The organism is Hydrogenophaga sp. (assembly GCF_025699295.1).
Taxonomy (GTDB): domain Bacteria; phylum Pseudomonadota; class Gammaproteobacteria; order Burkholderiales; family Burkholderiaceae_C; genus Hydrogenophaga.
Map to the genome: position 1 here is coordinate 84,886 of NZ_JAILWB010000010.1, position 21,567 is coordinate 106,452.

The 21,567-nt window shown below is 66.7% G+C and carries 18 protein-coding genes and 1 pseudogene; 10 read left to right on the plus strand and 9 right to left on the minus strand.

The window, feature by feature from the left end; all coding sequences use genetic code 11:
• The 8 genes from K5880_RS12180 (at position 1) to K5880_RS12215 (ending at position 8,229) form a co-directional block, all read left to right on the plus strand.
• On the plus strand, positions 1 to 903 hold the full coding sequence (locus tag K5880_RS12180) for an SMP-30/gluconolactonase/LRE family protein (RefSeq protein ID WP_297652310.1): 903 nt from the start codon (positions 1 to 3) through the stop codon (positions 901 to 903).
• 52 nt (positions 904 to 955) lie between these two features.
• Entirely contained in the window at positions 956 to 1,933 is a 978-nt protein-coding gene (locus K5880_RS12185; protein WP_297652313.1) for a TRAP transporter substrate-binding protein, read from the plus strand.
• Positions 1,934 to 1,955: 22 nt separating this feature from the next.
• Complete coding sequence (locus K5880_RS12190; RefSeq protein WP_297652316.1) at positions 1,956 to 2,486, plus strand: TRAP transporter small permease; 531 nt, start codon at positions 1,956 to 1,958, stop codon at positions 2,484 to 2,486.
• Positions 2,486 to 3,766, plus strand: a complete 1,281-nt coding sequence (locus K5880_RS12195) for a TRAP transporter large permease (RefSeq protein ID WP_297652319.1) — start codon at positions 2,486 to 2,488, stop codon at positions 3,764 to 3,766. Before K5880_RS12190 ends, K5880_RS12195 begins: the two co-directional genes overlap by 1 nt.
• Positions 3,767 to 3,898: 132 nt before the next feature.
• Positions 3,899 to 5,191 carry a glucarate dehydratase family protein gene (locus K5880_RS12200; protein WP_297652322.1) on the plus strand — a complete coding sequence of 431 codons (1,293 nt, stop codon included), beginning with the start codon at positions 3,899 to 3,901 and terminating at the stop codon, positions 5,189 to 5,191.
• 47 nt (positions 5,192 to 5,238) lie between these two features.
• Positions 5,239 to 6,210: a tripartite tricarboxylate transporter substrate binding protein gene (locus tag K5880_RS12205; RefSeq protein WP_297652326.1), complete on the plus strand. Its 972-nt coding sequence runs from the start codon at positions 5,239 to 5,241 to the stop codon at positions 6,208 to 6,210.
• A gap of 28 nt (positions 6,211 to 6,238) precedes the next feature.
• Entirely contained in the window at positions 6,239 to 7,150 is a 912-nt protein-coding gene (gene kdgD, locus K5880_RS12210) for a 5-dehydro-4-deoxyglucarate dehydratase (RefSeq protein ID WP_297652330.1), read from the plus strand.
• Between the two features lie 5 nt (positions 7,151 to 7,155).
• Positions 7,156 to 8,229 carry an aldose epimerase family protein gene (locus K5880_RS12215; RefSeq protein WP_297652333.1) on the plus strand — a complete coding sequence of 358 codons (1,074 nt, stop codon included), beginning with the start codon at positions 7,156 to 7,158 and terminating at the stop codon, positions 8,227 to 8,229.
• Positions 8,230 to 8,271: 42 nt separating this feature from the next.
• On the opposite strand, the gene bamE is transcribed toward K5880_RS12215, so the two are convergent.
• Positions 8,272 to 8,769: an outer membrane protein assembly factor BamE gene (gene bamE, locus K5880_RS12220; protein WP_297652336.1), complete on the minus strand. Its 498-nt coding sequence runs from the start codon at positions 8,767 to 8,769 to the stop codon at positions 8,272 to 8,274.
• Positions 8,770 to 8,856: 87 nt separating this feature from the next.
• On the opposite strand from bamE, the pseudogene K5880_RS12225 reads away from it, so the two are divergent.
• Positions 8,857 to 9,263 (plus strand): annotated as a pseudogene (locus tag K5880_RS12225) (RidA family protein); the annotation flags it as partial.
• A 143-nt stretch (positions 9,264 to 9,406) separates the two neighbouring features.
• On the opposite strand, the gene K5880_RS12230 reads toward K5880_RS12225, so the two are convergent.
• From K5880_RS12230 to K5880_RS12265, 8 genes are all read right to left on the minus strand, one after another.
• On the minus strand, positions 9,407 to 9,994 hold the full coding sequence (locus K5880_RS12230) for a Swt1 family HEPN domain-containing protein (RefSeq protein ID WP_297652339.1): 588 nt from the start codon (positions 9,992 to 9,994) through the stop codon (positions 9,407 to 9,409).
• Positions 9,987 to 10,580 carry a DUF5343 domain-containing protein gene (locus K5880_RS12235; RefSeq protein WP_297652341.1) on the minus strand — a complete coding sequence of 198 codons (594 nt, stop codon included), beginning with the start codon at positions 10,578 to 10,580 and terminating at the stop codon, positions 9,987 to 9,989. Before K5880_RS12235 ends, K5880_RS12230 begins: the two co-directional genes overlap by 8 nt.
• 1,306 nt (positions 10,581 to 11,886) lie before the next feature.
• On the minus strand, positions 11,887 to 12,765 hold the full coding sequence (locus tag K5880_RS12240) for an NUDIX hydrolase (RefSeq protein WP_297652343.1): 879 nt from the start codon (positions 12,763 to 12,765) through the stop codon (positions 11,887 to 11,889).
• A 63-nt stretch (positions 12,766 to 12,828) separates the two neighbouring features.
• Positions 12,829 to 13,599, minus strand: a complete 771-nt coding sequence (locus K5880_RS12245) for an SDR family oxidoreductase (protein ID WP_297652346.1) — start codon at positions 13,597 to 13,599, stop codon at positions 12,829 to 12,831.
• Positions 13,600 to 13,704: 105 nt separating this feature from the next.
• Entirely contained in the window at positions 13,705 to 15,117 is a 1,413-nt protein-coding gene (locus K5880_RS12250) for an efflux transporter outer membrane subunit (RefSeq protein ID WP_297652348.1), read from the minus strand.
• 11 nt (positions 15,118 to 15,128) lie between these two features.
• The gene (locus K5880_RS12255) at positions 15,129 to 18,356 is read right to left on the minus strand and encodes an efflux RND transporter permease subunit (RefSeq protein WP_297652351.1); all 3,228 of its coding nucleotides are present in this window, start codon (positions 18,354 to 18,356) and stop codon (positions 15,129 to 15,131) included.
• 39 nt (positions 18,357 to 18,395) lie between these two features.
• Positions 18,396 to 19,616 carry an efflux RND transporter periplasmic adaptor subunit gene (locus K5880_RS12260; protein ID WP_297652354.1) on the minus strand — a complete coding sequence of 407 codons (1,221 nt, stop codon included), beginning with the start codon at positions 19,614 to 19,616 and terminating at the stop codon, positions 18,396 to 18,398.
• Between the two features lie 88 nt (positions 19,617 to 19,704).
• On the minus strand, positions 19,705 to 20,541 hold the full coding sequence (locus tag K5880_RS12265; RefSeq protein ID WP_297652357.1) for an alpha/beta hydrolase: 837 nt from the start codon (positions 20,539 to 20,541) through the stop codon (positions 19,705 to 19,707).
• Positions 20,542 to 20,652: 111 nt separating this feature from the next.
• Here K5880_RS12265 and K5880_RS12270 point away from each other — a divergent pair, with 111 nt between their 5' ends.
• Positions 20,653 to 21,564, plus strand: coding sequence for a LysR family transcriptional regulator (locus K5880_RS12270; RefSeq protein ID WP_297652360.1), 912 nt, complete (start codon positions 20,653 to 20,655; stop codon positions 21,562 to 21,564).
• Positions 21,565 to 21,567 lie beyond the last annotated feature (3 nt).

Genomic DNA, 21,567 nt, shown 5'->3' on the forward strand with positions numbered 1-21,567 from the left:
ATGACGACCACCGCCGAACTGGTGCTCGACGCGCGCAATGGCGTGGGCGAGAGCCCGGTCTGGGACGCGCGGCGCCAGTGCCTGTTCTGGGTCGACATCCCGGGCCGCGCGCTCTGGTGCTGGAGCGCCGCAGGCGGTCGCGCGCGCCAGTGGGCCACGCCCGAGATGACCGGCTGCGTGGCGCTGGCCGCGGGCAGCGAGGCCACGCCGCACGGCCGCTGGGTGGCGGCCATGGAAACCGGCGTGGCGCTGCTCACGCCGAACGAGGACGGCACGCTGGACCACGAACCCTTGTCCACCGTGCAGCACCCGCAACCGGGCATGCGCTTCAACGACGGCCGCTGCGACCATCAGGGCCGGCTGCGCGCGGGCAGCATGGTGATGGACATGTCGCTGGCCTCGCCGGCGGGGCGTCTGTACGCGCTCGACGGCGCGCAGCCCCGCGTGCTGCTGGACGGTTTCATCACACCCAATGGCATGGCCTTCAGCCCGGACGGCAAGACCATGTACCTGTCGGACTCGCACCCGGACGTGCAGGCCATCTGGGCCTTCGACTACGACACCGATACCGGCACGCCGCACAAGCGCCGCCTGTTCACCGACATGAAGCCCCTGCCCGGCCGGCCCGATGGCGCGGCCGTCGACGAAGACGGCGGCTACTGGATCTGCGGCAACGACGCCGGCCTGGTGCACCGCTTCATGCCCGACGGCCGGCTCGACCGCTCGCTGGCCGTGCCCGTGAAAAAACCCGCCATGTGCGCCTTCGGCGGCAGCGGGCTCGACACCCTGTTCGTCACCTCCATCCGGCTCGGCGGTGATCTGTCCGACCAGCCGCTGGCCGGTGGCGTCTTTGCACTGCGTCCAGGCGTGAGGGGCCTGGACGAGCCGCGCTGCGTGCCCTGAGGCGGCGCGGATTTTCTTCACCTCGTCACATCACCCACCCAACGGAGACACCATGAAGACCCCCCGCCGACTGATCCTGAGCCTGGCCATGGCCAGCCTGTTGCCCTTGAGCGCCCACGCCCAGAACATGGTGCTCAAGGCCCACGACACCCACCCCGCCGGCTACCCCACCGTGGTCGCCATGGAGAGCCTGGGCAAGAAGCTCGAAGCCGCCACCAGCGGGCGCATCAAGCTGCAGATGTTCCCCGGCGCCGTGCTCGGCCAGGAGAAGGAAGCCGTGGAGCAGGCGCAGCTGGGCGCGATCCAGATCGCGCGCATCTCGCTGGGCGTGATCGGACCCATCGTTCCCGAGGTCAATGTGTTCAACATGCCCTTCGTGTTCCGCGACGTGGCACACATGCGCAAGGTGATCGACGGCGACGTCGGTGCCGACCTGCTCAACAAGGTCACCAGCAGTTCCTCTCGCCTGGTCGCTCTGGGCTGGATGGACGGCGGCTCGCGCAGCCTGTACACCAAGAAGCCGGTGCGCAGCCCGGCCGACCTGCAGGGCCAGAAGATCCGCATGATGGGCAACCCGCTCTTCGTGGACACCATGAACGCCATGGGCGGCAACGGCATCTCCATGGCTTATGGCGAGGTCTTCACCTCGCTGCAGACCGGCGTGATCGACGGCGCGGAGAACAACCCGCCAAGCTACTTCACCGCCAACCACTACACCACGCCGGCCAAGTACTACGCGCAGACCCACCACCTGATCATTCCCGAGATCTTCGTGATGTCCAAGGTCACCTGGGACAAGCTCAACGCGGCCGACCAGGCGCTGGTGAAGAAGCTCTCGCGCGAGGCGCAGATGGAGCAGCGCGCGCTGTGGGACAAGAGCGTGGAGGAGTACAGCGCCAAGCTCAAGGCCGCGGGCGTGGAGTTCATCACCGTCGACCAGAAGCCCTTCTACGACGCCACCGCTCCGGTGCGCGCCAAGTACGGCGCGCAATTGTCGGACCTGATGAAGCGCATCGACGCCGTCAAGTAAAGCGACCACACCACTCACCACCATGGCAGAAACGATCCACCGCGCGCTCGACGCCGTCTACCTGGCCTGCATCTGGGTGGCCGGAACCTGCGTCTTCCTGATGTCGCTCATCATCCCCTGGGGCATCTTCACGCGCTACGTGCTCGGAACGGGTTCGCAATGGCCCGAGCCGATCTCGATCCTGCTCATGGTGGTCTTCACCTTCCTCGGCGCGGCGGCGAGCTACCGCGCCGGGGCCCATATTGCGGTGGTCATGCTCACCGAGCGCCTGCCCACGGCGGCGCGCGGCATGCTGGCCTTTGCCGTGAACATCCTGATGCTGCTGGTCAGCGTGTTCATGGTGTTCTACGGCACCAGGCTGTGCATGGGCACCTGGGGCCAGTCCATTCCCGAACTGCCCTGGCTGCCCGTGGGCCTGACCTACGTGCCCGTGCCCCTGGGTGGCTTCATCACGCTGCTGTTCGTGCTGGAGTTCCTGCTCGGCGGTGACCAGAGCCAGCGCCGCGTGGTGCGCTACGACCTGCTGGACGACGCGCAGGAAGGGGCCGCCTGATGGACGCGTTCATCCTGCTCGGCAGCTTCTTCGTGCTGATGCTCATCGGCACGCCCGTGGCCTACGCCCTGGGCCTCTCGGCCCTCATCGGCGCCTGGTGGATCGACATCCCGCTCGACGCGGTGATGATCGCCATCAGCAGCGGCGTCAACAAGTTCTCGCTGCTGGCCATTCCCTTCTTCGTGCTGGCCGGCGCCATCATGGCCGAGGGCGGCATGGCGCGCCGGCTGGTGGCCTTCGCCAACGTGCTGGTCGGCTTCATCCGCGGTGGCCTGTCGCTGGTGAACATCCTGGCCTCCACCTTCTTCGGCGCGATCTCGGGCTCGTCCATGGCCGACACCGCCTCGGTCGGCACGGTGCTGATTCCCGAGATGGAGAAAAAGGGCTACCCGCGCGAATTCGCCACCGCGGTGACGGTCAGTGGCTCGGTGCAGGCGATCCTGATTCCGCCCAGCCACAACGCGGTGATCTACTCGCTCGCGGCCGGTGGTTCGGTGTCGATCGCCGCGCTGTTCCTCGCCGGCGTGCTGCCCGGTCTGTTGCTGGGCGCCACGCTGGCCGTGATGTGCCTGGTGATCGCCAAACGCAAGAACTACCCCAAGGGCGAGGTGATCCCGCTGCGCCAGGCGCTGCGCATCTGCGCCGACGCGCTCTGGGGTCTGATGACCATGGTGATCATCCTCGGCGGCATCCTCTCGGGCGTGTTCACCGCCACCGAGTCGGCCTCGGTGGCCGTGCTCTGGGCCTTCGGCGTGACCATGTTCGTCTACCGCGACTACAAGTGGCGCGAGATCCCGAAGCTGGTGCACCGCACGGTCAAGACGTTGGCCATCGTGATGATCCTCATCGCCTTCGCCGCGGGCTTCGGCTACATCATGACGCTGATGCAGATCCCGCTGCAGATCACCACTGCGTTCACCACGCTCTCGGACAACCGCTACGTGATCCTGATGATGATCAACGTGATGCTGCTGGCGCTGGGCACGCTGATGGACATGGCGCCGCTGATCCTGATCCTCACGCCCATCCTGCTGCCGGTGGTCACCGCCATCGGCGTGGACCCGGTGCACTTCGGCATGATCATGATGGTCAACCTCGGCATGGGGCTGATCACGCCACCGGTGGGCGGCGTGCTGTTCGTCGGCAGCGCGGTCGCCAAGCTGCCGATGGAGACGGTGGTGCGGTCGCTGCTGCCGTTCTACGTCGCGCTGCTCGGCGTGCTCATGGCCGTGACTTACCTGCCCGCCCTCTCGCTGTGGCTGCCGCAAGCGGTTCTATGACACCCCCTGCGCCGCTTCGCGTCGTCCCCCTGAGAGGGGGACGCTCCCTGTGGCCCGGCAAAGCCGGTTCCACGGAAGCCCTGGAACGCGCGCCCGCACCTTCCTTGATCCGCACCGCCAGAGAAGCCTGAAGTGAGCTCGCACGCCATCCGCCACGTCCGCGTCACGCCGATCGCGTTTCGCGACCCGCCGCTGCTCAACGCCGCCGGCATCCACGAACCCTGGGCCCTGCGCTCCATCATCGAGATCGAGACCGACAGCGGCCTGGTGGGCATCAACGAGAGCTATGGCGACCTGCCCATGCTCGAATCGCTCGCCAGGGCAGCGCCCGCGCTCGCCGGGCTCTCGCCCTGGGCTCTCAACGACATGGAAACCCGCGTGGCAGCGCTCGTCACGCCACCCGCACAGACCGCCTCGGAATTCCTGGGCCAGCAGGTGTCGCTGGCACCGGGCACGCATGTCTCCAAGACGATGGCCAAGGTGATCAGCGCGTTCGAGGTCGCCATGCTTGACCTGCAGGGCCAGATGGCCGGCGCGCCGGTGGTGGACCTGCTGGGCGGCGCCGCGCGCGCGAGCGTGCCGTTCTCGGCCTACCTGTTTTTCAAGTACGCCGAACACATCGACAAACCCTACGCCCCCGACCCCTGGGGCGAGGCGCTGACGCCCGAACAGCTGGTGGCGCAGGCGCGGCGCATGATCGGCGAATACGGCTTCCAGAGCATCAAGCTCAAGGCCGGCGCCCTGCCGCCGGCGCAGGAAGCCGCCGCGCTGCTGGCGCTGGCGCAGGCCTTTCCCGGCGCGCCGCTGCGCATCGACCCCAACGGCAACTGGAGCGTGGCCACCAGCCTCGCCATCGTCGAACAGCTGCGCGGCGTGCTCGAGTACTACGAGGACCCGGCCCCCGGGCTGGACGGCATGGCCGCCGTGGCCCGCGCCTGCGAGGTGCCGCTGGCCACCAACATGGTGGTGACCGACCTGGCCGAATTCCGCCGCAATGCCGAGATGGGCTGCCCGGTGAAGATCGTGCTGAGTGACCACCACTACTGGGGCGGCCTGCGCGCCACGCAGCGCCTGTCGCTGATGTGCCAGACCTTCGGCCTGGGCCTGTCGATGCATTCCAACTCGCACCTGGGCGTGAGCCTGACGGCCATGACCCACCTGGCCGCCTCGGTGCCGCACCTCTCGTATGCCTGCGACACGCACTACCCCTGGCAGGACGACGAGGTGATCGCCGGCGGGCGCCTGCGCTTCGAGCGCGGCAGCCTGCGCGTGCCCACCACGCCGGGCCTGGGCGTCACGCTCGACCGCGACGCGCTGGCCCGCCTGCACGACAACTACCTGCACTGCGGCATCCGCCATCGCGATGACCTGGCGCAGATGCGCAAGTACGACCCCACGTTCACCGGCCAGCAGCCGCGCTTCTGATCGTTGCTGCTGCATTTCTCTCGAAAAAACCCCTCAAGGAACTCACCATGCCATTGAACCGCCGACAGCTCATCGCGGCCTCCGCCGCCGCCGCCACCGTGGGCCTGCCGGCCTACGGGCAAGGCAGCTTCCCGAACAAGCTGATCAAGATCGTCGTGCCCTACCCGCCGGGCGGCTCTTCGGACATCATCGCGCGCTCCATCAGCCAGCAGCTCTCCGAGAACCTGGGCCAGACCGTGGTGGTGGAAAACCGCGCCGGCGCCAACGGCAACCTGGGTGCCGACCTGGTGGCCAAGTCCGCGCCCGATGGCCACACGCTGCTCCTGTGTGACGTGGGCGCGCTGGCGATCAGCCCTTCGGTCTACACCAGGCTCTCGTTCGACCCCAGCAAGGACCTGCGCGGCGTGACCATGCTCGCCTACTCGCCGCACATGCTGGCCGTGCACCCCTCGGTCAAGGCCAACAACCTCAAGGAACTGGTGGCCCTGTCCAAGACCAGCGACATCAACTTCGCGGTCACGGCCGTGGGCAGCGCCCCGCACGTGGCCGGCGTGGCCGTGGAGCGCGCCACCGGCGCCAAATGGATCTACGTGCCCTACAAGGGCGGCGCGCAGGCCGTGGCCGACACCATTGCCGGCCAGACGCAGGTGATCATGAACGGCATGCTGGCCACGCTGCCCAGCGTGCAGAACGGCCGCCTCAAGGTGCTGGGCATCTCCAAGAAGACGCGCATGCCGCTGGTGGGCGAAGTGCCGACACTGTCCGAACAGGGCGTGACCGATTTCGAATCCGGCACCTGGCAGGGTGTGGTGGTGCCACGCGGCACGCCGGCGGCCATCGTCGCGCGCCTGAACGCCGAACTCATCAAGGTCATCCGCAGCCCCGACGTGCGCGCCCGCCTGACCGGCCAGGGCGCCGAGGTCGTGACCATGCAGCCCGCCGAGCAGGACGCCTTCTTCGAGCGCGAACGCAAGCGCTGGGGCGCCGTGGTGGCCGCGGCCAACATCAAGCTCGACTGATTTCCTTCAAGCAAACAGAGGACTTTCCGTGAATCCCCAGGATCTCAAATCCACCATGTCCCGGGGCCTGCTGTCGTTCCCGCTGACGGACTTCGACGCACAGGGCGACTTCAACGCCCGGGGCTATGCCGAGCGGCTGGAGTGGCTCGCCCCCTACGGCGCGAGCGCGCTGTTTGCCGCCGGCGGCACGGGCGAGTACTTCTCGCTCTCGGGCGCCGAGTACGGCCAGGTCGTCAAGACGGCGGTGGACACCTGTCGCGGCAAGGTGCCCATCATTGCCGGCGCCGGCGGCCCCACGCGCAACGCCATCGCGCACGCGCAGGAAGCCGAGCGTCTGGGCGCGCAAGGCTTGCTGCTGCTGCCGCATTACCTGACCGAAGCCAGCCAGGACGGCCTGATCGCGCACGTCGAACAGGTCTGCAAGAGCGTGCGGTTCGGCGTGATCGTCTACAACCGCAACGTCTGCAGGCTCTCGCCCGAGTCGCTCGCGAAACTGGCGGAGCGCTGCCCCAACCTGATCGGCTTCAAGGACGGTGTGGGCGACATCGAGCTGATGATGTCGATCTACCTGAAGATGGGCGAACGCTTCGCCTATCTGGGCGGCCTGCCCACGGCCGAGGTGTACGCCGCCGCCTACAAGGCGCTGGGCACGCCGGTGTATTCGTCGGCGGTGTTCAACTTCATCCCGAAAACCGCCATGGACTTCTACGAGGCCGTGCGCACCGACGACCACGCCACGCAGCACCGGCTGCTCAAGACCTTCTTCATGCCCTACCTGGACATCCGCAACAAGGGCGCCGGCTATGCGGTGAGCATCGTGAAAGCCGGCGCGCAACTGGTGGGCCACGGCGCGGGCCCGGTGCGCGCGCCACTGACCGACCTCAAACCCGCCGAGGTGGAGCAGCTCGGGCAACTGATCCGCGCGCTCGGCCCACAATGAAGGGCATGAGCCCGCCCAACCCCTTTCCCCACCTGCTCGACCCCGCCCGCTTCGAAGGCGTGGTGGACAACCGCCCCACCGCCCTCTTCCTGCTGCGCAATGCGCGCGGCATGGTGGTGGCCATCACCAACCTCGGCGCCAAGGTGCTGCAGATCGTGGTGCCCGATCGCGACGGCACGCTGGACGACGTGGCCCTGGGCTACGACGACCTGGCCGGCGTGGCAGGTGGCTCGCCGTCCATGGGCGCCTTCGTCGGCCGCTACGCGGGGCGCATCGGCGGCGCTCGCTTCACGCAGGACGGGCGCGAACATCTGCTGGACGCCAACGCCGGCCCGCACTGCATCCACGGCGGCCCGCGCGGCGCGCGCCACCGCGTGTTCGACGCCACGCAGACCGATGCCCACACATTGCAGCTGCGCCACATCTTCCGCAGCGACGAAGACCGTTTCCCGGGTACGCTGGCGCTGGCGTTGAGCTACCGGCTGGACAACGACAACGCGCTGGTGATCGAACACACCGCCACCGCGCTGGACGAACCCGGGCCGGCCAGCTTCACCAGCCACATCTACTTCAACCTCGACGGCGTGGGCGAGGGATCGACCATTCACCGCCACGTGCTGCAGGTGCCCGGCGCACAGCGCGTGCTGGCCACCGGGGCCGACGGCATCGCCACCGGCGCCACCGTGCCGCTGGACGGCCACGTGCACGACCTGCGCCAGCCCCGGCGCCTGGCCGATCTGCCCGACATCGACCTGAGCTATCCGCTGGGCCCCATCGCCAGCAATACCGCCACCGACACCGCGCGCCTGTGCGCCCGCCTGCACAGCGAAGCCAGCGGCCGCACGCTGGAGGTGTGGACCACCGAACCCCTGCTGCAGGTCTACACCGCCGGCCAGCTGGGCGCGGGTGACAAGCCCGACGTGGGCAAGCGCGGCGTGCGCCACCACCCGCGCGCAGCGGTGTGCCTGGAGCCCCAGTGGTTTCCGAACGCGCCCAACTGCCCGGCCCTGCCGCAGAACGTCGTGGCGCCCGGGCGGCCGTACCGGGCCACCACGGTCTACCGCTTCGGCTGCCGGTAGATCACCTCTTGGCTGCGCCGCCGCCGAGGCGGGGCCACACCATCACTCGAACGCAGAGGCGTCTGGCCCGCGGCATTCCGGCGGCTCGCCGTAACCGGCCGAACGCACCGTGCGGTCTTGCGCTATCTCGACCTGAAACCACAGACAGGACGAGTTCTCGTAGCGATAGCTCCAGACCACACCACGGGAGCGACCCAGCACACTCACCTCGCCCGGGCGACCCAGCAGGTACCGCACTTCGTCCTGGGGCATGCCGGGGTTGACCTGGAGAAAGTTGCGCTCGGTCAGCACCTGTTCCGACCGCACCACACGCCCCGCCGCATCCAGGGTCACAAACCAGGTGTGCACACCGGCAGGCCCGCGGGGAAACTCCAGCCGCGTGCCACCCCCGTCCAGGGTGCGCCGCGTCTCGGGCGGCCCCATCTGCGAAACGATCTGATCGCCGCTCTTTCCCATGGAGTCGGCAGGCGGGGCGTAAGCGCTGCAGGCCGTCAACACAACGAGCAGACTGGCCAGGCAACAAGCAACAGCTGCACGCATGGGGAGGCTCCTGAGGGAAAAGTTGTGCGAGTGTGAAAGCGCAATAGTTTCGACGATGTTCGGGGAAACGAGTTCCGGCCGGTGGTCGGGCTGGTGTTCATCTCAGGCCAGCTGCTCATCACCCCTAAGGCGAGCGCTTGGTCGACGCACCCTTCGAGATCCAGGCCGCCCAGGTTCTCGCGAACGTGAAGGCCGCCTTGCTGGCTTCGGGTTCGGGTGTCGATCGACTGGTACAGGCTCGCATCTACCTGGACGACATGTGCCAGTGGCCCCTGTTCGACCGCATCTACAGCGAATGGGCCGGGGCATCGCGCCCCGCGCGGGCGGTGGTGCCGACGGGACCCCTGCACTTCGGGTTCAAGGTGGAGGTGGAGGCGGTTGCGGTGCAGTGGGCGGCAACGAGCTCAGACTGCCGGCTGGTGATCTTGCGGTTGATGGTCCGCGGGACGGCGATGCCACTGGTCTATCCATCTTCGCCATGGGCGAAAAGCTGAGTTGAAACAATCTCGGACGGCGCGTTTCCAGTCCTGAACTGCCCGTGTTGGCTTGGAGCTGCAAGTGGTGGGATAAAGCAGTTGCTCAACTCCTGAGTCAAGCCGCACCAAGAAGCGGCGCCGGCTTGGTCGAAAGCTGACAATCAAAGGCCAACGACCTTATTCCAGTCCGCGATGTACATGTAAATTCGCTGGAACTCACTAGGCAACAGCATACGATTGTGAGCGATGAAGTTTCGAGCCTTTTCCAACTCATCCATTCGTTGCTTCAACCAATGCTGCGAGGGAATAATCGGAGAGAAACATTCCCATTTCTCGGTAATGATCACGGCCAGCATACCAAAGTCGACAAATCCTAACGGATCTTTTTTTTGCCCCTCTAGCCAAGAATCTTTCAGGGCTGTTGTGCGGCGGGATTCAGCGGATTGTTTCACCTTATTGGGAAGTTTGCCCCACCAATCTGCACCCTCTTTCTCTTCTAGGGTTTCTCGGATCAGGCTGCGTACCTCATTCTCGAAGCAGTACAAGAGCGCGTAAAGACGCGACATTTCGAGGGCTTCATTTCGGCGCGCAACCCCAAATGGGGCTAACACCTCTTGCAAGAGCGCTTCTTCCGAGGCAGCATCGTTTGCACCAATCTGAATGCCGGCGCTCTGGAACTGTGCAGCCTCTGACTCGAACATAAGGCCGCGGAAAAGGAAATCTCGCAGATCTTTGTTCAAATCAACCAATGAGGTGCTCCTTTAGCGATTTAAAGATCGCGTTGTACACTTCGACGTCCTTCGTTGCGGGCAGATGGATCTGAATATTGTAGTGAAGGCCTGGTGCCTTGACGTGCGCTGCGGGTTGGGTCGCGGGCACGGGGGCTACTGGCGTGGGACTTTCCTCCTGACCAACTGCGCTCTTCTGCTTCAGTGGCTCATGGTCTATGTCTGCCTGCTTTAGCAGGCCGAAAAAGGTCTTCGCCATAAGCTCCGCCACGCGATCACTTGCGTTGTGAGCGCTCTTAAACTTGCCTTGAATCAGATCGCGATCCCTTTCTGTCGGATTCGCCTTGATAACAAACAGGTCGCTGTATGCATCTTTTAGTGCCGCACCTAGTACCGCCCGCGCCTGTGACTTGTCTCGATATAAGTGATAGCGCTCTGTAGGCGCTCCACTCGGGGTCAAGAACCCAATTGCTTTGAGGAGGGGGATGTAGGCGCGATGATTTGACGAACCGAACCCGATGTCCTTTAAGTGCTGCTGAGAAAAGTTGGCAGGTGCTTGGCCGTCCTGGATCTTTGCTAGGAAGTCGCCCAGTTGCCCGTAGCTCATGCTGTACACGTTCGGTAGCGACATATATACCCCTAGTTACTAACGTAGATTAGACCGCAGGGCCTGCGGTTACCACAGACGGTGCAGGACATTATGCTCACATTTTCCGGCTGGGGATGGTACGCTCCTTGGGCCTCTGTTCGATGCACTGTGGAAAACGTCTCCAATTAAAAAGACTTAATCATGACGCAAAATCTGAGCAATCTGAAGCCACCGTTTAGAACCTTCACGTTACGCACTACGGTACGGCGGGGCAATATTCATGTAAAGCAGTGCATCTACTGCGGATCAACGGCAAATTTGACCAACGAACACACAATCCCGTTTTCATTGTGGGGGCAATGGGTTATCCGCAATGGAAGCTGCAAACAGTGCGCAGAAATAACATCTCGTATAGAACTTTCCGTTTGTCGCGGGACATTGGATAATTTTAGACAAGCTGTGGGAGCACCCAGCAGACGGGTCCGCAAGAAAAATCGATGGAATGGAAGCGTCCAACTAAGCAATGACTCTGGGGAGGTGATCAATGCGCCCATCCAGAACACTTTTCGATTTGGCTTGTTTCCTCAGTTTACCTATCTGCCTAGAGGCATATTTAACGATGTTAAGTCAGCAGAGCATGATGCTCTTGCCGCTTCAGTCGTATCGATATCTAATACGCAACACCCCTCGCTGTCTGGATATTGGTCGAAACCAACAAAGATTAATAGCGATGCTTGGTCAAGATTAATGGCAAAAATTGCTTATGGAGAATACATAAGAGTCATTGATAAGAATTTCAGGTGTGAAAAATTGGCAAGATACATTCTATACGGGGAAGGCGATCAATCATATTTTGTTGGAGGCAAGCAAGATCGCTCAAAGATTGATCATTTAAATGATGTTGATTTTTGCACAATATGGGAGAATGGCCGATGCCCGATTCTTGCCTATGTTCGGCTATTTTCATTCCTTCGATCTCCGTCGTATATGATCTATCTTGGAGATCTCAATGGCCTCGAAAACATACCAGATACTCTGTGCAAGCGGAACCTTGCGCGAAGCAATATTTGGCCGAAATTTTCTAACCCCCAATCTCCATCCTAATCAGAGATCACGTTTTTGAAGCCTCTTCTAACTTTTGCGGCACCAGAAGTTAAAAGCTTGGCGGGCACGTTCTCTGGTACTCGCCCACCGGTAAGCGGCCGAAGGCATTCACTTCGAGAAAATGTCGGCCAATGACCGGTAGGGGGTCGTCGCTACCATCAAGTTGCCGAACACGAGTGCCTACGTTCAGTCTGAGCCCGCCAAACCAACACCTCCCCACTCACCCCAACAACGCCTCAATCCCCCCATCCGGCTCAAACCGCTGGTTGCGGTGCACCAGCCGTGTGGGGCCGTCCCACACGCGCTGGGCGATGCTGTGCCGGGGGTCGCCGGGGTAGCAGATCACGCGGCGGCCTTCTTCGTCGAAGGGTTCGGGGGCGATCAGTGCGGGGGGGCGGCTGCGGGCGGTGGCCAGCACCTGGGCCACGTCGGCCAGGCGGGCGAGCTGGCACAGGCTCATGATCTGGGGCGGTGCCAGGTCGATCTCGCCGGCCCAGTAGCGCTGCAGGCCCACGCGTGGTGCCAGCCACACTGCTTCGGTGGCTTCGCGTTCGCAGTGCGCCACCACCTGGCCAGTGGGTGCCACCGCGACGAAGAAGCGCGTGTCGAAGCGCTTGTTGGTGACGGAGGGCACACGCGGCGTGACCCAGCGCGACCAGGGCACGACGCAGGCCGTGTTCAGCACCAGGCCGAGCGCGGGCAGCGCCGCCGCGAACGGCATACCGGCGGCGGTGGCTTCGCGCACGCGGTCGGCCAGCCCGTGCTGGTGGGCGTGGCCGAGCAGCAGGCCGCATTCTTCAAACGTTTCGCGCAGGGCGGCCACGTGCAGGCCGAGCGCGGTGGGTGCATCCAGGTCCGGCTCGCCGAGGTGGTGCAGGCAGTCCGCCGCGGGGCGGTCCAGCGCGGCGGGTTCGGCCAGGCGGTCGGCGGCGTCGAGCTTGCCGCCGGGAAACACGTGCACGCCACCCAGCACGCCCGAGTTGCCGTGCCGGCGCACCAGCAGCACCTCCAGGCCATCGGGCCCGTCTCTCGTCACCATGACGGTGGCGGACGCCACGGGCGGGGTGAGCACTTCGTCGGAATTGATTGCGATGGCCATGGCGCTGGATTGTCGCCGCGCCGGCCCAGGGGGCGCGTCGCGGCGGGCTCAGCGGGCGCATGCTCAGGTTCTGTTGATCGACACACCACCGTCCACCTGGAAGGCGGTTCCGGTCACGAAGCTGGACGCGCTGGACGCGAGGAAGAGCACGGCCTGCGCGATCTCCTCGGGAGTGGCCATGCGCTTGAGTGCGTGCAGCCCTTCCACAAAGGCCAGCACCTGGGGCGTTGCGCCGGGGGCGTTGGTGATGCTGGCGGGGGTGTCGGTGCCGCCGGGCAGCACTGCGTTGACGCGGATGCCCTTGCTGCCCAGCTCGGTGGCCAGCGCTTTCACGAGGCCGATCTGCCCTGCCTTGCTCGCGGCATAGGCCGACATCTCGGGCATGCCGGCGGTGTGGCCCACAAAAGATGAGGTGAAGATCAGCGAGCCGCCACCACGCTCGATCATGGCCGGCACCTGGTGCTTGGCGCCCAGGAAGGCGCTGGTAAGGTTGGTGTCCAGCACCTCGTGCCAATCGTCGAGACCGATGTCGCCAATGGCGCCGGTCTTTCCGACCATGCCCGCGTTGTTGAAGGCGATGTCCAGGCCGCCAAATTCGGTGACGGCCACGTCCACCAGCCGCCGGGCAAGCTCTTCGTCGCCAATGTCGCCCGCCACGGCCCGGGCTTGTCCGCCCAGGCGTTCGATCTCGCCGACCAGCGCGTCAAGTTCCTCACCGCGGCGCGCGGACACGACGAGCCGCGCGCCCTCGCTGGCCATCAGGAGGGCCGTGGCGCGGCCGATGCCGGAACTCGCCCCCGTGACGATGGCGACCTTGTTCGACAGACTCTTCATGCAAACTGCTCCAGTGATTGAAAGAGCCTGCAGTCTGCGCGGCGGATGGCGCGCTGTCGCGCCAGTTCCGGACCTGTGATTGCACAGGGCGGTCGTGCTGTTGCGTCAGGCCGCTGGCGCGTCCCAGCTGCCGCCGATCGCGCGGATGAGCCGCACCGTGGCCTGTTGCTGCGCGGCTTCCACGCGCTGCACCTGGCGGCGGTTCAACAGTTCGTTGCGGCGTGCGTCCAGCAGTTCGAGCTGGCTCACCAGGCCGTTGCGGTAGCGCGTTTCAGAGATCGCGCTGGCACGCTGCGCCGCGCTCACCGCGCGGCCCTGGGCCAACGACTGGTCCTGCAGCAGCCGCAATGCGGAGAGCTGGTCCTCCACTTCGCGGAAGGCGTTCAGCACCTGGCCCCGGTAGCTGGCGGCGGCGGCGTCCAGCTGCGCCTGCGCGCCCTGCACGCCGGCCTCGCGGCGGCCACCGTCGAACAGCGGCAGGGACATCAGCGCGCCCACGCCCCAGGCGCGGGCGGACCACCGGAACAGGTCGCCGATGTCGGGCGACGCATAGCCCGCGGCCGTCGTGAGCGACACGCTGGGGAACCACGCGGCCTGGGCCACGCCCACGCGGGCCTGCGCGGCCAGCAGCGCGGCCTGGGCGGCGGCCACGTCGGGCCGGCGCGCGAGCACCGTGCCCGGCACGCCGGCCGGAATCACCGGCAGCGCGCGCGGGCCCGTGGCTGGCGCGAGCGTGAAGCCCGAGGCCGGTTCGCCCACCAGCACGGCCAGCGCGTGTTCCAGCTCGGCGCGGCTGCGGCTGAGCGCGAACACCTCGGCCTCGGTGGCGGCCAGTTCGGTCTGGATGCGGATCACGTCGAGCTCGGCCACGTCGCCCGCCTCGAAGCGGCGCTGCGTGAGCCGCAGGGTGTCGGCGTAGGCGGTGGCGGTGTCCTGCACCAGCGCGCGCTCGTTGTCCGCGGCGCGCAGGGCCAGGTAGGTCTGGGCCACCTCGGCCTGCACCAGCAGGCGCGTGCTTTGCAACAGGGCTTCGCGCGAATGCGCGTCGAGTTCGGCCGCGTCGCGCACGCGCGCCAGCCGCCCGAACAGGTCCACCTCGTAGGACAGGTTCACGCCGGCCTGCAGCAGCGTGGCCGGTGTGGCGCCGCTGGCGGTGTTGGCACCGGCGCCGCGCGATGCGCCAGCCCCCACGCCGATCTGCGGCGCGCGGTCGGCCTGGGCGCCGCGCACCAGCGAGCGCGCCTGCGCCAGGCGGGCGGCCGCTTCCTGGATGCTGGTGTTGTGCGCGCCCGCGCGCTCGGCCAGGTCGTCGAGCACGGGGTCGTTGAACGCCTTCCACCAGGTGCCGCGGCTCTGTGCCTCGGCAGGTTGGGCAACGATCCAGTGCTCGTTCTGGCGGGGCTGTTCCTTGAATTGCGGCGGTGTGTCCACCCCGCCCGGCAGCGGGGGCAGCGCGGTGGCGCAGCCGGCCAGCACCAGGGCGGCGGCAAGCGGCAGCAGTCGGTTGAGCTTGTTCATGGCAATGTCTTTCAATGGGTCAGCGGGGCCGCGGGCACGGCGCGGGCGCTGCCGCCACCACCGCCCGCAAAGCCTTCGAAGTGGGGAATCTCGCCGTGCTGGCGCAGCGGCCGGTTGCCCGTGAGGTGGCGCAGCAGCACGTAGAACACCGGCGTGAGGAACAGGCCGAAGGCGGTCACGCCGATCATTCCGGCGAACACGGCCACGCCCATGGCCGAACGCATCTCGGCGCCCGCGCCGGTGGCCAGCACCAGCGGCAGCACACCCATGACGAACGCCAGCGAGGTCATGAGGATGGGGCGCAGGCGCAGGCGGCTGGCTTCGATGGCGGCCTGCACGGGCGACCTGCCGGCAAATTCCAGCTCGCGCGCGAACTCCACGATCAGGATCGCGTTCTTCGCCGACAGCCCCACCAGCACCATCAGCCCGATCTGCGTGAACACGTTGTTGTCGCCGCCGTCGAGCCACACGCCCGTCATGGCCGCGAGCAGGCCCATGGGCACGATCAGGATGATGGACAGCGGCAGCGTGAGGCTTTCGTACTGCGCGGCCAGCACCAGGAACACCAGCAGGATGGCCAGCGGGAACACCCACATGGCCGAGTTGCCGGCCAGGATCTCCTGATAGGTGAGCTCGGTCCATTCGAAGCCGATGCCCGAGGGCAGCGTTTCGGCGGCGATGCGTTCGATCGCGTCCTGCGCCTGGCCGGACGAAAAGCCCGGCGCGGGGCCGCCGTTGATGTCGGCCGTGAGGTAGCCGTTGTAGCGCATGGCGCGTTCGGGGCCGAAGCTGGAGTTGACCTTCATCAGCGCCGACAGCGGCACCATCTCGCCCGTGTTCGAACGCACCTTGAGCAGGCCCACGTCTTCGGCGCGCGCGCGGTAGGGCGCGTCGGCCTGGGCGCGCACGCTGTAGGTGCGGCCGAAGCGGTTGAAGTCGTTCACGTACAGGCTGCCCAGGTAGATCTGCATGGTGTCGAAGATCTCCGTCACCGGCACGCCAAGCTGGCGCGCCTTGGTGCGGTCGATGTCGGCGTAGAGCTGCGGCACGTTGACCTGCCAGCTGGTGAACATGCCGGCCAGCTCGGGCGTCTGGTAGGCCTTGGCCATGAAGGCCTTCACCGCCGCGTCCATGGCGTCGTAGCCCAGCGATGCCTTGTCCTCCAGCTGCAGCTTGAAGCCGCCCGTGGTGCCCAGGCCCGCCACCGGTGGTGGCGGGAACATCACCACGAAGGCGTCCTGGATCTCGCCATAGGCCTGGTTCAGCTGGCCCGCCACCGCGCCGCCGCTCTGGTCGGCGTTCCTGCGTTCGGCAAAGGGCTTGAGCGTGGCGAACACGATGCCCGCGTTGGAGCTGTTGGTGAAGCCGTTGATGGACAGGCCGGGGAAGGCGATGGCGTCTTCCACGTTGGGGTTGCGTTTGGTGATCTCGCCCATGCGCTGGATCACCTCCTCGGTGCGGTCCAGCGTGGCGCCGTCGGGCAGCTGCGCGAAGCCGATCAGGTACTGCTTGTCCTGCGCGGGCACGAAGCCGCTGGGCACCGCCTTGAACAGGCCGACCGTGAGCGCCGCGAGCGCGACGTAGAGCAGCATCATCAGCGCCTTGCGGCCCACAACGCGGCGCACGCCGCCGCTGTAGGCCTCGGCGCCGCGGTGGAAGAAGCGGTTGAAGGCGCGGAAGAAGCCGCCGAAGACGCGGTCCATGCCGCGCGTGAGCGCGTCCTTGGGTTGGTCATGGCCTTTCAGCAGCAGGGCCGCCAGCGCGGGTGACAGCGTGAGCGAGTTGATGGCCGAGATGACCGTGCTGATCGCGATCGTCACCGCGAACTGCTTGTAGAACTGGCCTGTGAGGCCGCTGATGAAAGCCAGCGGCACGAACACCGCCACCAGCACCAGGGCGATGGCGATGATGGGACCCGAGACCTCCTTCATCGCGCGGTAGGTGGCCTCGCGCGGGCTCAGCCCCGCCTCGATGTTGCGTTCCACGTTCTCCACCACGACGATGGCGTCGTCCACCACGATGCCGATGGCCAGCACCAGGCCGAACAGCGACAGCGCGTTGATGGAAAAGCCCAGCAGGTGCAGCACCGCGAAGGTGCCCACCACCGAGACCGGCACCGCCAGCAGCGGAATGATGGACGCGCGCCAGGTCTGCAGGAACAGGATCACCACCAGTACCACCAGCGCGATGGCCTCGAGCAGCGTGGTGATGACCGAGTCGATGGAGGCGCGCACGAACTGCGTGGGGTCGTAGGCGATGCGGTATTCCACGCCCTCGGGCATGTGCTGCTGCAGCTCGGCCATGGTGGCGCGCACCTGGGCCGAGATTGCCAGCGCGTTGGAGCCCGGCGCCTGGAACACGCCCATGCCCACGGCGGGCTGGTTGTTCAGCAGCGAACGCAGCGAATAGTCGGCCGCGCCCATCTCCAGCCGGGCGATGTCGCGCAGCCGGGTGATGGCGCCGTCGGTGCCGGTCTTGACGATGATGTCGCCGAACTCTTCTTCGGTCTGCAGGCGGCCCTGCGTGTTGACGGAGAGCTGCAGGTCCACGCCGGGCAGGCCGGGCGATGCGCCCACCACGCCGGCGGCCGCCTGCACGTTCTGGCCGCGGATGGCGGCGACCACGTCGCCGGCCGAGAGGCCGCGCTGCGCGACCTTCTGCGGGTCCAGCCAGACGCGCATGGAATAGTCGCCACCGCCGAAGACCTGCACCTGGCCCACGCCTTCGATGCGCGCGAGCCGGTCCTTGACGTTGAGCACCGCGTAGTTGCGCAGGTAGTTGATGTCGTAGCGGTCGTTGGGCGAAACCAGGTGCACCACCATCGTGATGTCGGGCGAGCTCTTGACAGTGGTCACGCCCAGTCGGCGCACCTCTTCCGGCAGGCGCGGCTCGGCCTGCGAGACGCGGTTCTGCACCAGTTGCTGGGCCTTGTCCGGGTCGGTGCCGAGCTTGAAGGTGACGGTGAGCGTCATCACGCCGTCGGTGGTGGCCTGGCTGCCCATGTAGAGCATGCCTTCGACGCCGTTGATGGATTCCTCCAGCGGCGTGGCCACGGTTTCTGCGATGACCTTGGGGTTGGCGCCCGGGTACTGGGCGCGCACCACCACCGAGGGTGGCACCACCTCGGGGTATTCGGAGATGGGCAGGCCGCGCAGGGCGACCAGGCCGGCGATCAGGATCAGCAGCGAGAGCACGCCCGCGAAGATCGGCCGGTCGATGAAGAATTTCGAGAGATTCATGGTGTTCTTTTCATTCGCGACTTGTTTCATTCGCGGAGATCAGGAGCCGGCCACGGTCACCGGGCTGGCCGGTGTGGTGGCGCGTGCACTCATGGGCACGATCTGGGGCTGCACCACGTCGCCGGGGCGCACGCGCTGCAGGCCGTTGACGACGATGCGTTCGCCCGGCTGCAGGCCGCTGAGCACGGTGCGCAGGCCGTCGACCGAGGCACCCAGCGTGACGGCGCGGTACTCGGTCTTGTCGCCCTCGCCCACCACCAGCACGTACTTCTTGTCCTGGTCGGTGCCGACGGCGCGTTCGCTCACCAGCAGGGTGCGCGCTGTCTGCGGCTGGCCCATGCGGATGCGCGCGAACTGCCCGGGGATGAGGCTGCCGTCCTTGTTGTCGAACACGGCGCGCACGCGCACCGTGCCGCTGCGCGGATCGACCTGGTTGTCGATCAGTTGCAGGTGGCCGGTGTAGGGCGTGTCGCTCGTGGCGGAGGTGCCCATCTGCACCGGGATGCGTTCGACCGCCAGGCGCGCGCCATCACCCGCCAGACCCTTGAGCGCGCCGGTCACGGTTTTTTCGTCGGCGTCGAAGCTGGCGTAGATCGGGCTGACCGACACCAGCGTGGCGAGCACGGGGGCGCCCGGCCCGGCGGCGATCAGGTTGCCCACCGTCACCTCCAGCTGGCCGATGCGCCCGGCCACCGGTGCCCGCACCTGCGTGTAGCCCAGGCTCAGGCGGCTGCTCTGCAGCTGGGCCTGCGCGGCCTGGAGGTTGGCCTCGGCTTCGCGCAGGGCGCTCTCGCGGTCGTCCAGCTCGCGCTGGGCAATGGCCTTGTCTTCCCAGAGCCGGCGGGCACGGGCCTGCTCGTTGCGGGCGTGGGTCACGCGCGCCTGCGCCGCGGTGGTCTGCGCCTGGGCGCGCGCCACCTCGGCTTCATACGGGGCGGGGTCGATCGAGATCAGCAACTGGCCCTTGCGCACCAGCGAGCCTTCGCGGAAATGCGTGGCCTGCACCACGCCCGCGACGCGCGAACGGATGTCCACGCGCTCGACCGCCTCGAGCCGACCCGAGAACTCGTCCCAGGCGGCGATGTCGCTCTCAGTCACGGTGGCCACGGACACCGGCATGGGCGGTGGCGCGGCGGGCGCGGCGCTGGCCTGCGCGGGGGTGGATTCCTGTGCGAGCACGATCACCGCAACGGTGATGGCGGCGAGTGCGGCGGCGGTGGGCCACCAGATGCGGCGCTTGGAAGTGGGCAGTCGGGACATGGTTTTTCCTTTTTGAGGGCGAACGGGGCCGCCCCCGGTGGGTGACCGGGGTGGGCATTTCAGGGGTGGAGGGGAAAGGGGGAGGCCGTCAGGACGGCGGCGGGGGCGTCGCGGCCTGGTAGAAGGCGCGCAGGTGTTCGCGCACTTCGCCAGCGCACGGACAGGCCTCAACGGGCGACTCGCTCAGCGAGTCGGGCCAGCCGGTGGCCGGCTGCAGCACGCCGCCGTGCACGGCAATGCCGGCTTCGCGCAGCCGCTCGGCATAGGCCAGCGCCTCGTCGCGCATCGGGTCGTCATCGCCGGTCAGGATCAGCGTGGGCGGCAGGCCTGCGAGGCGCTGCGCGCGGCACGGCACCGCGTAGGGGTGTTCGGCGTCCATCGGGCCGCGCAGGTACTGCTGCCAGCCGTCCATCCATTTGCAGCACGTGGCCTTGCCCATGGTCTGGCGCAGCGAAGCGGTGGCGTTGCACGGGTCCAGCATGGGCGCGACCAGGATCTGGCCGGCCAGTGGCGGGTGGGCGCGGTCGCGCACCATCATCGCCACCGCCGCGGCGATGTTGCCGCCGGCTTCCTCCCCCGCCACGAACAGGGGTGCGTCCTTGCCGGCGAGGCGGGTGCGCTGCTTGTACAGCCACTCCAGCGCCGTGTAACCGGCCTCCACCGCATCCGGGAAGCGGTGCGCGGGCGCCAGCGGATACGCCAGCGAGGCCACCACCGCGCCCGAACGGGCCAGCAGCTCGGCCAGGCAGGCGCCGCTGTCCAGGTCGCCCGAGACGAAGGCGCCACCGTGGAAGTGCAGCACCAGCGGCACCGCATGGCCGCGCGGCTTCCTGCCCCAGACGCGCAGTTCCAGCGCGGGCGTGCCCGGTACCGACAGCGTCTGCGTCGGCGCCAACGGGATGGAGGTGGCGGTAGTTGAAACCATGGACTGGACTATAGGCATACCTTCTTTGCGGATAAAGCCACCTGCAACCCATTGTCTGTTTCCATTGCATGAACAATCCGCCCACAAAGCAGCACATCAAGGGCAGAGGGAATGGACCAGATTCAGTCGATACGTGTATTTGCGCGGGTGGTGGAGGCCGGTACCTTCACCAAGGCGGCGGAGTCGCTGGATCTGCCCAAGGGCACAGTGACCAAGCTGGTGCAGCACCTGGAGTCGCGCCTGAAGGTCAAGCTGCTCAACCGCACCACGCGGCGCGTGACCGTCACGCCCGATGGCGCGGCCTACTACGAGCGCACGGTGCGCGTGCTCAACGACCTGGACGACATCGAAGCCAGCATGACCAACGCGCAGGCCAGCCCCAGCGGGCGCCTGCGGGTGGACGTGGGCACCTCGGTGGCGCGCGAGATCATCATCCCCGCGCTGAGCGACTTCTACCGCCGCTTCCCCGACATCCAGCTCGACCTGGGCGTGACCGACCGCTCGGTGGACCTCATCGCCGACAACGTGGACTGCGTGATCCGAGGGGGTGAACTGCTGGACCAGTCGCTCGTGGCCCGGCGCGTTGCCAACGTGGCACTGGTGGCCGTGGCCTCGCCGGCCTACGTCCAGGCGCACGGCACGCCCACCCACCCGGAGCAGCTGGAGAGCGGGCACACGATGGTGAACTACTTCTCCACCCGCAACGGGCGCCCGTTCCCGAACGTGTTCGAGAAGGACGGCCAGACCGTGGAAGTCGCTGGCCGCTACCGGCTTTCGGTGAACGAGAGCAACGCCATGACCGCCGCCGCGCTGGCCGGCCTGGGCGTCGCGCAGATGGCCACGTTCACGGCCCTGCCGCTGATCGAACGCGGCGAACTGGTGCGGGTGCTGCCCGACTGGAAGTGCGAGACGATCCCGCTGTACGTGGTGTACCCGCCGAACCGGCACCTCAGCGCCAAGGTGCGCGCCTTCGTGGAATGGGTCGCGGACCTGTTTGCAAGGCACCCGCAGATCGCGCGGTGAAGG

What these genes read in the sequence shown, in the direction of transcription:
- K5880_RS12265 (WP_297652357.1), bottom strand. Translation starts at nt 20,541, where the DNA reads ATGGTTTCAACTACCGCCACCTCCATCCCGTTGGCGCCGACGCAGACG.
- K5880_RS12270 (WP_297652360.1), top strand. Translation starts at nt 20,653, where the DNA reads ATGGACCAGATTCAGTCGATACGTGTATTTGCGCGGGTGGTGGAGGCC.
- K5880_RS12195 (WP_297652319.1), top strand. Translation starts at nt 2,486, where the DNA reads ATGGACGCGTTCATCCTGCTCGGCAGCTTCTTCGTGCTGATGCTCATC.
- K5880_RS12205 (WP_297652326.1), top strand. Translation starts at nt 5,239, where the DNA reads ATGCCATTGAACCGCCGACAGCTCATCGCGGCCTCCGCCGCCGCCGCC.
- K5880_RS12250 (WP_297652348.1), bottom strand. Translation starts at nt 15,117, where the DNA reads ATGAACAAGCTCAACCGACTGCTGCCGCTTGCCGCCGCCCTGGTGCTG.
- K5880_RS12185 (WP_297652313.1), top strand. Translation starts at nt 956, where the DNA reads ATGAAGACCCCCCGCCGACTGATCCTGAGCCTGGCCATGGCCAGCCTG.
- K5880_RS12255 (WP_297652351.1), bottom strand. Translation starts at nt 18,356, where the DNA reads ATGAATCTCTCGAAATTCTTCATCGACCGGCCGATCTTCGCGGGCGTG.
- K5880_RS12260 (WP_297652354.1), bottom strand. Translation starts at nt 19,616, where the DNA reads ATGTCCCGACTGCCCACTTCCAAGCGCCGCATCTGGTGGCCCACCGCC.
- K5880_RS12215 (WP_297652333.1), top strand. Translation starts at nt 7,156, where the DNA reads ATGAGCCCGCCCAACCCCTTTCCCCACCTGCTCGACCCCGCCCGCTTC.
- K5880_RS12240 (WP_297652343.1), bottom strand. Translation starts at nt 12,765, where the DNA reads ATGGCCATCGCAATCAATTCCGACGAAGTGCTCACCCCGCCCGTGGCG.
- bamE (WP_297652336.1), bottom strand. Translation starts at nt 8,769, where the DNA reads ATGCGTGCAGCTGTTGCTTGTTGCCTGGCCAGTCTGCTCGTTGTGTTG.
- K5880_RS12245 (WP_297652346.1), bottom strand. Translation starts at nt 13,599, where the DNA reads ATGAAGAGTCTGTCGAACAAGGTCGCCATCGTCACGGGGGCGAGTTCC.
- K5880_RS12235 (WP_297652341.1), bottom strand. Translation starts at nt 10,580, where the DNA reads ATGAGCTACGGGCAACTGGGCGACTTCCTAGCAAAGATCCAGGACGGC.
- K5880_RS12180 (WP_297652310.1), top strand. Translation starts at nt 1, where the DNA reads ATGACGACCACCGCCGAACTGGTGCTCGACGCGCGCAATGGCGTGGGC.
- K5880_RS12190 (WP_297652316.1), top strand. Translation starts at nt 1,956, where the DNA reads ATGGCAGAAACGATCCACCGCGCGCTCGACGCCGTCTACCTGGCCTGC.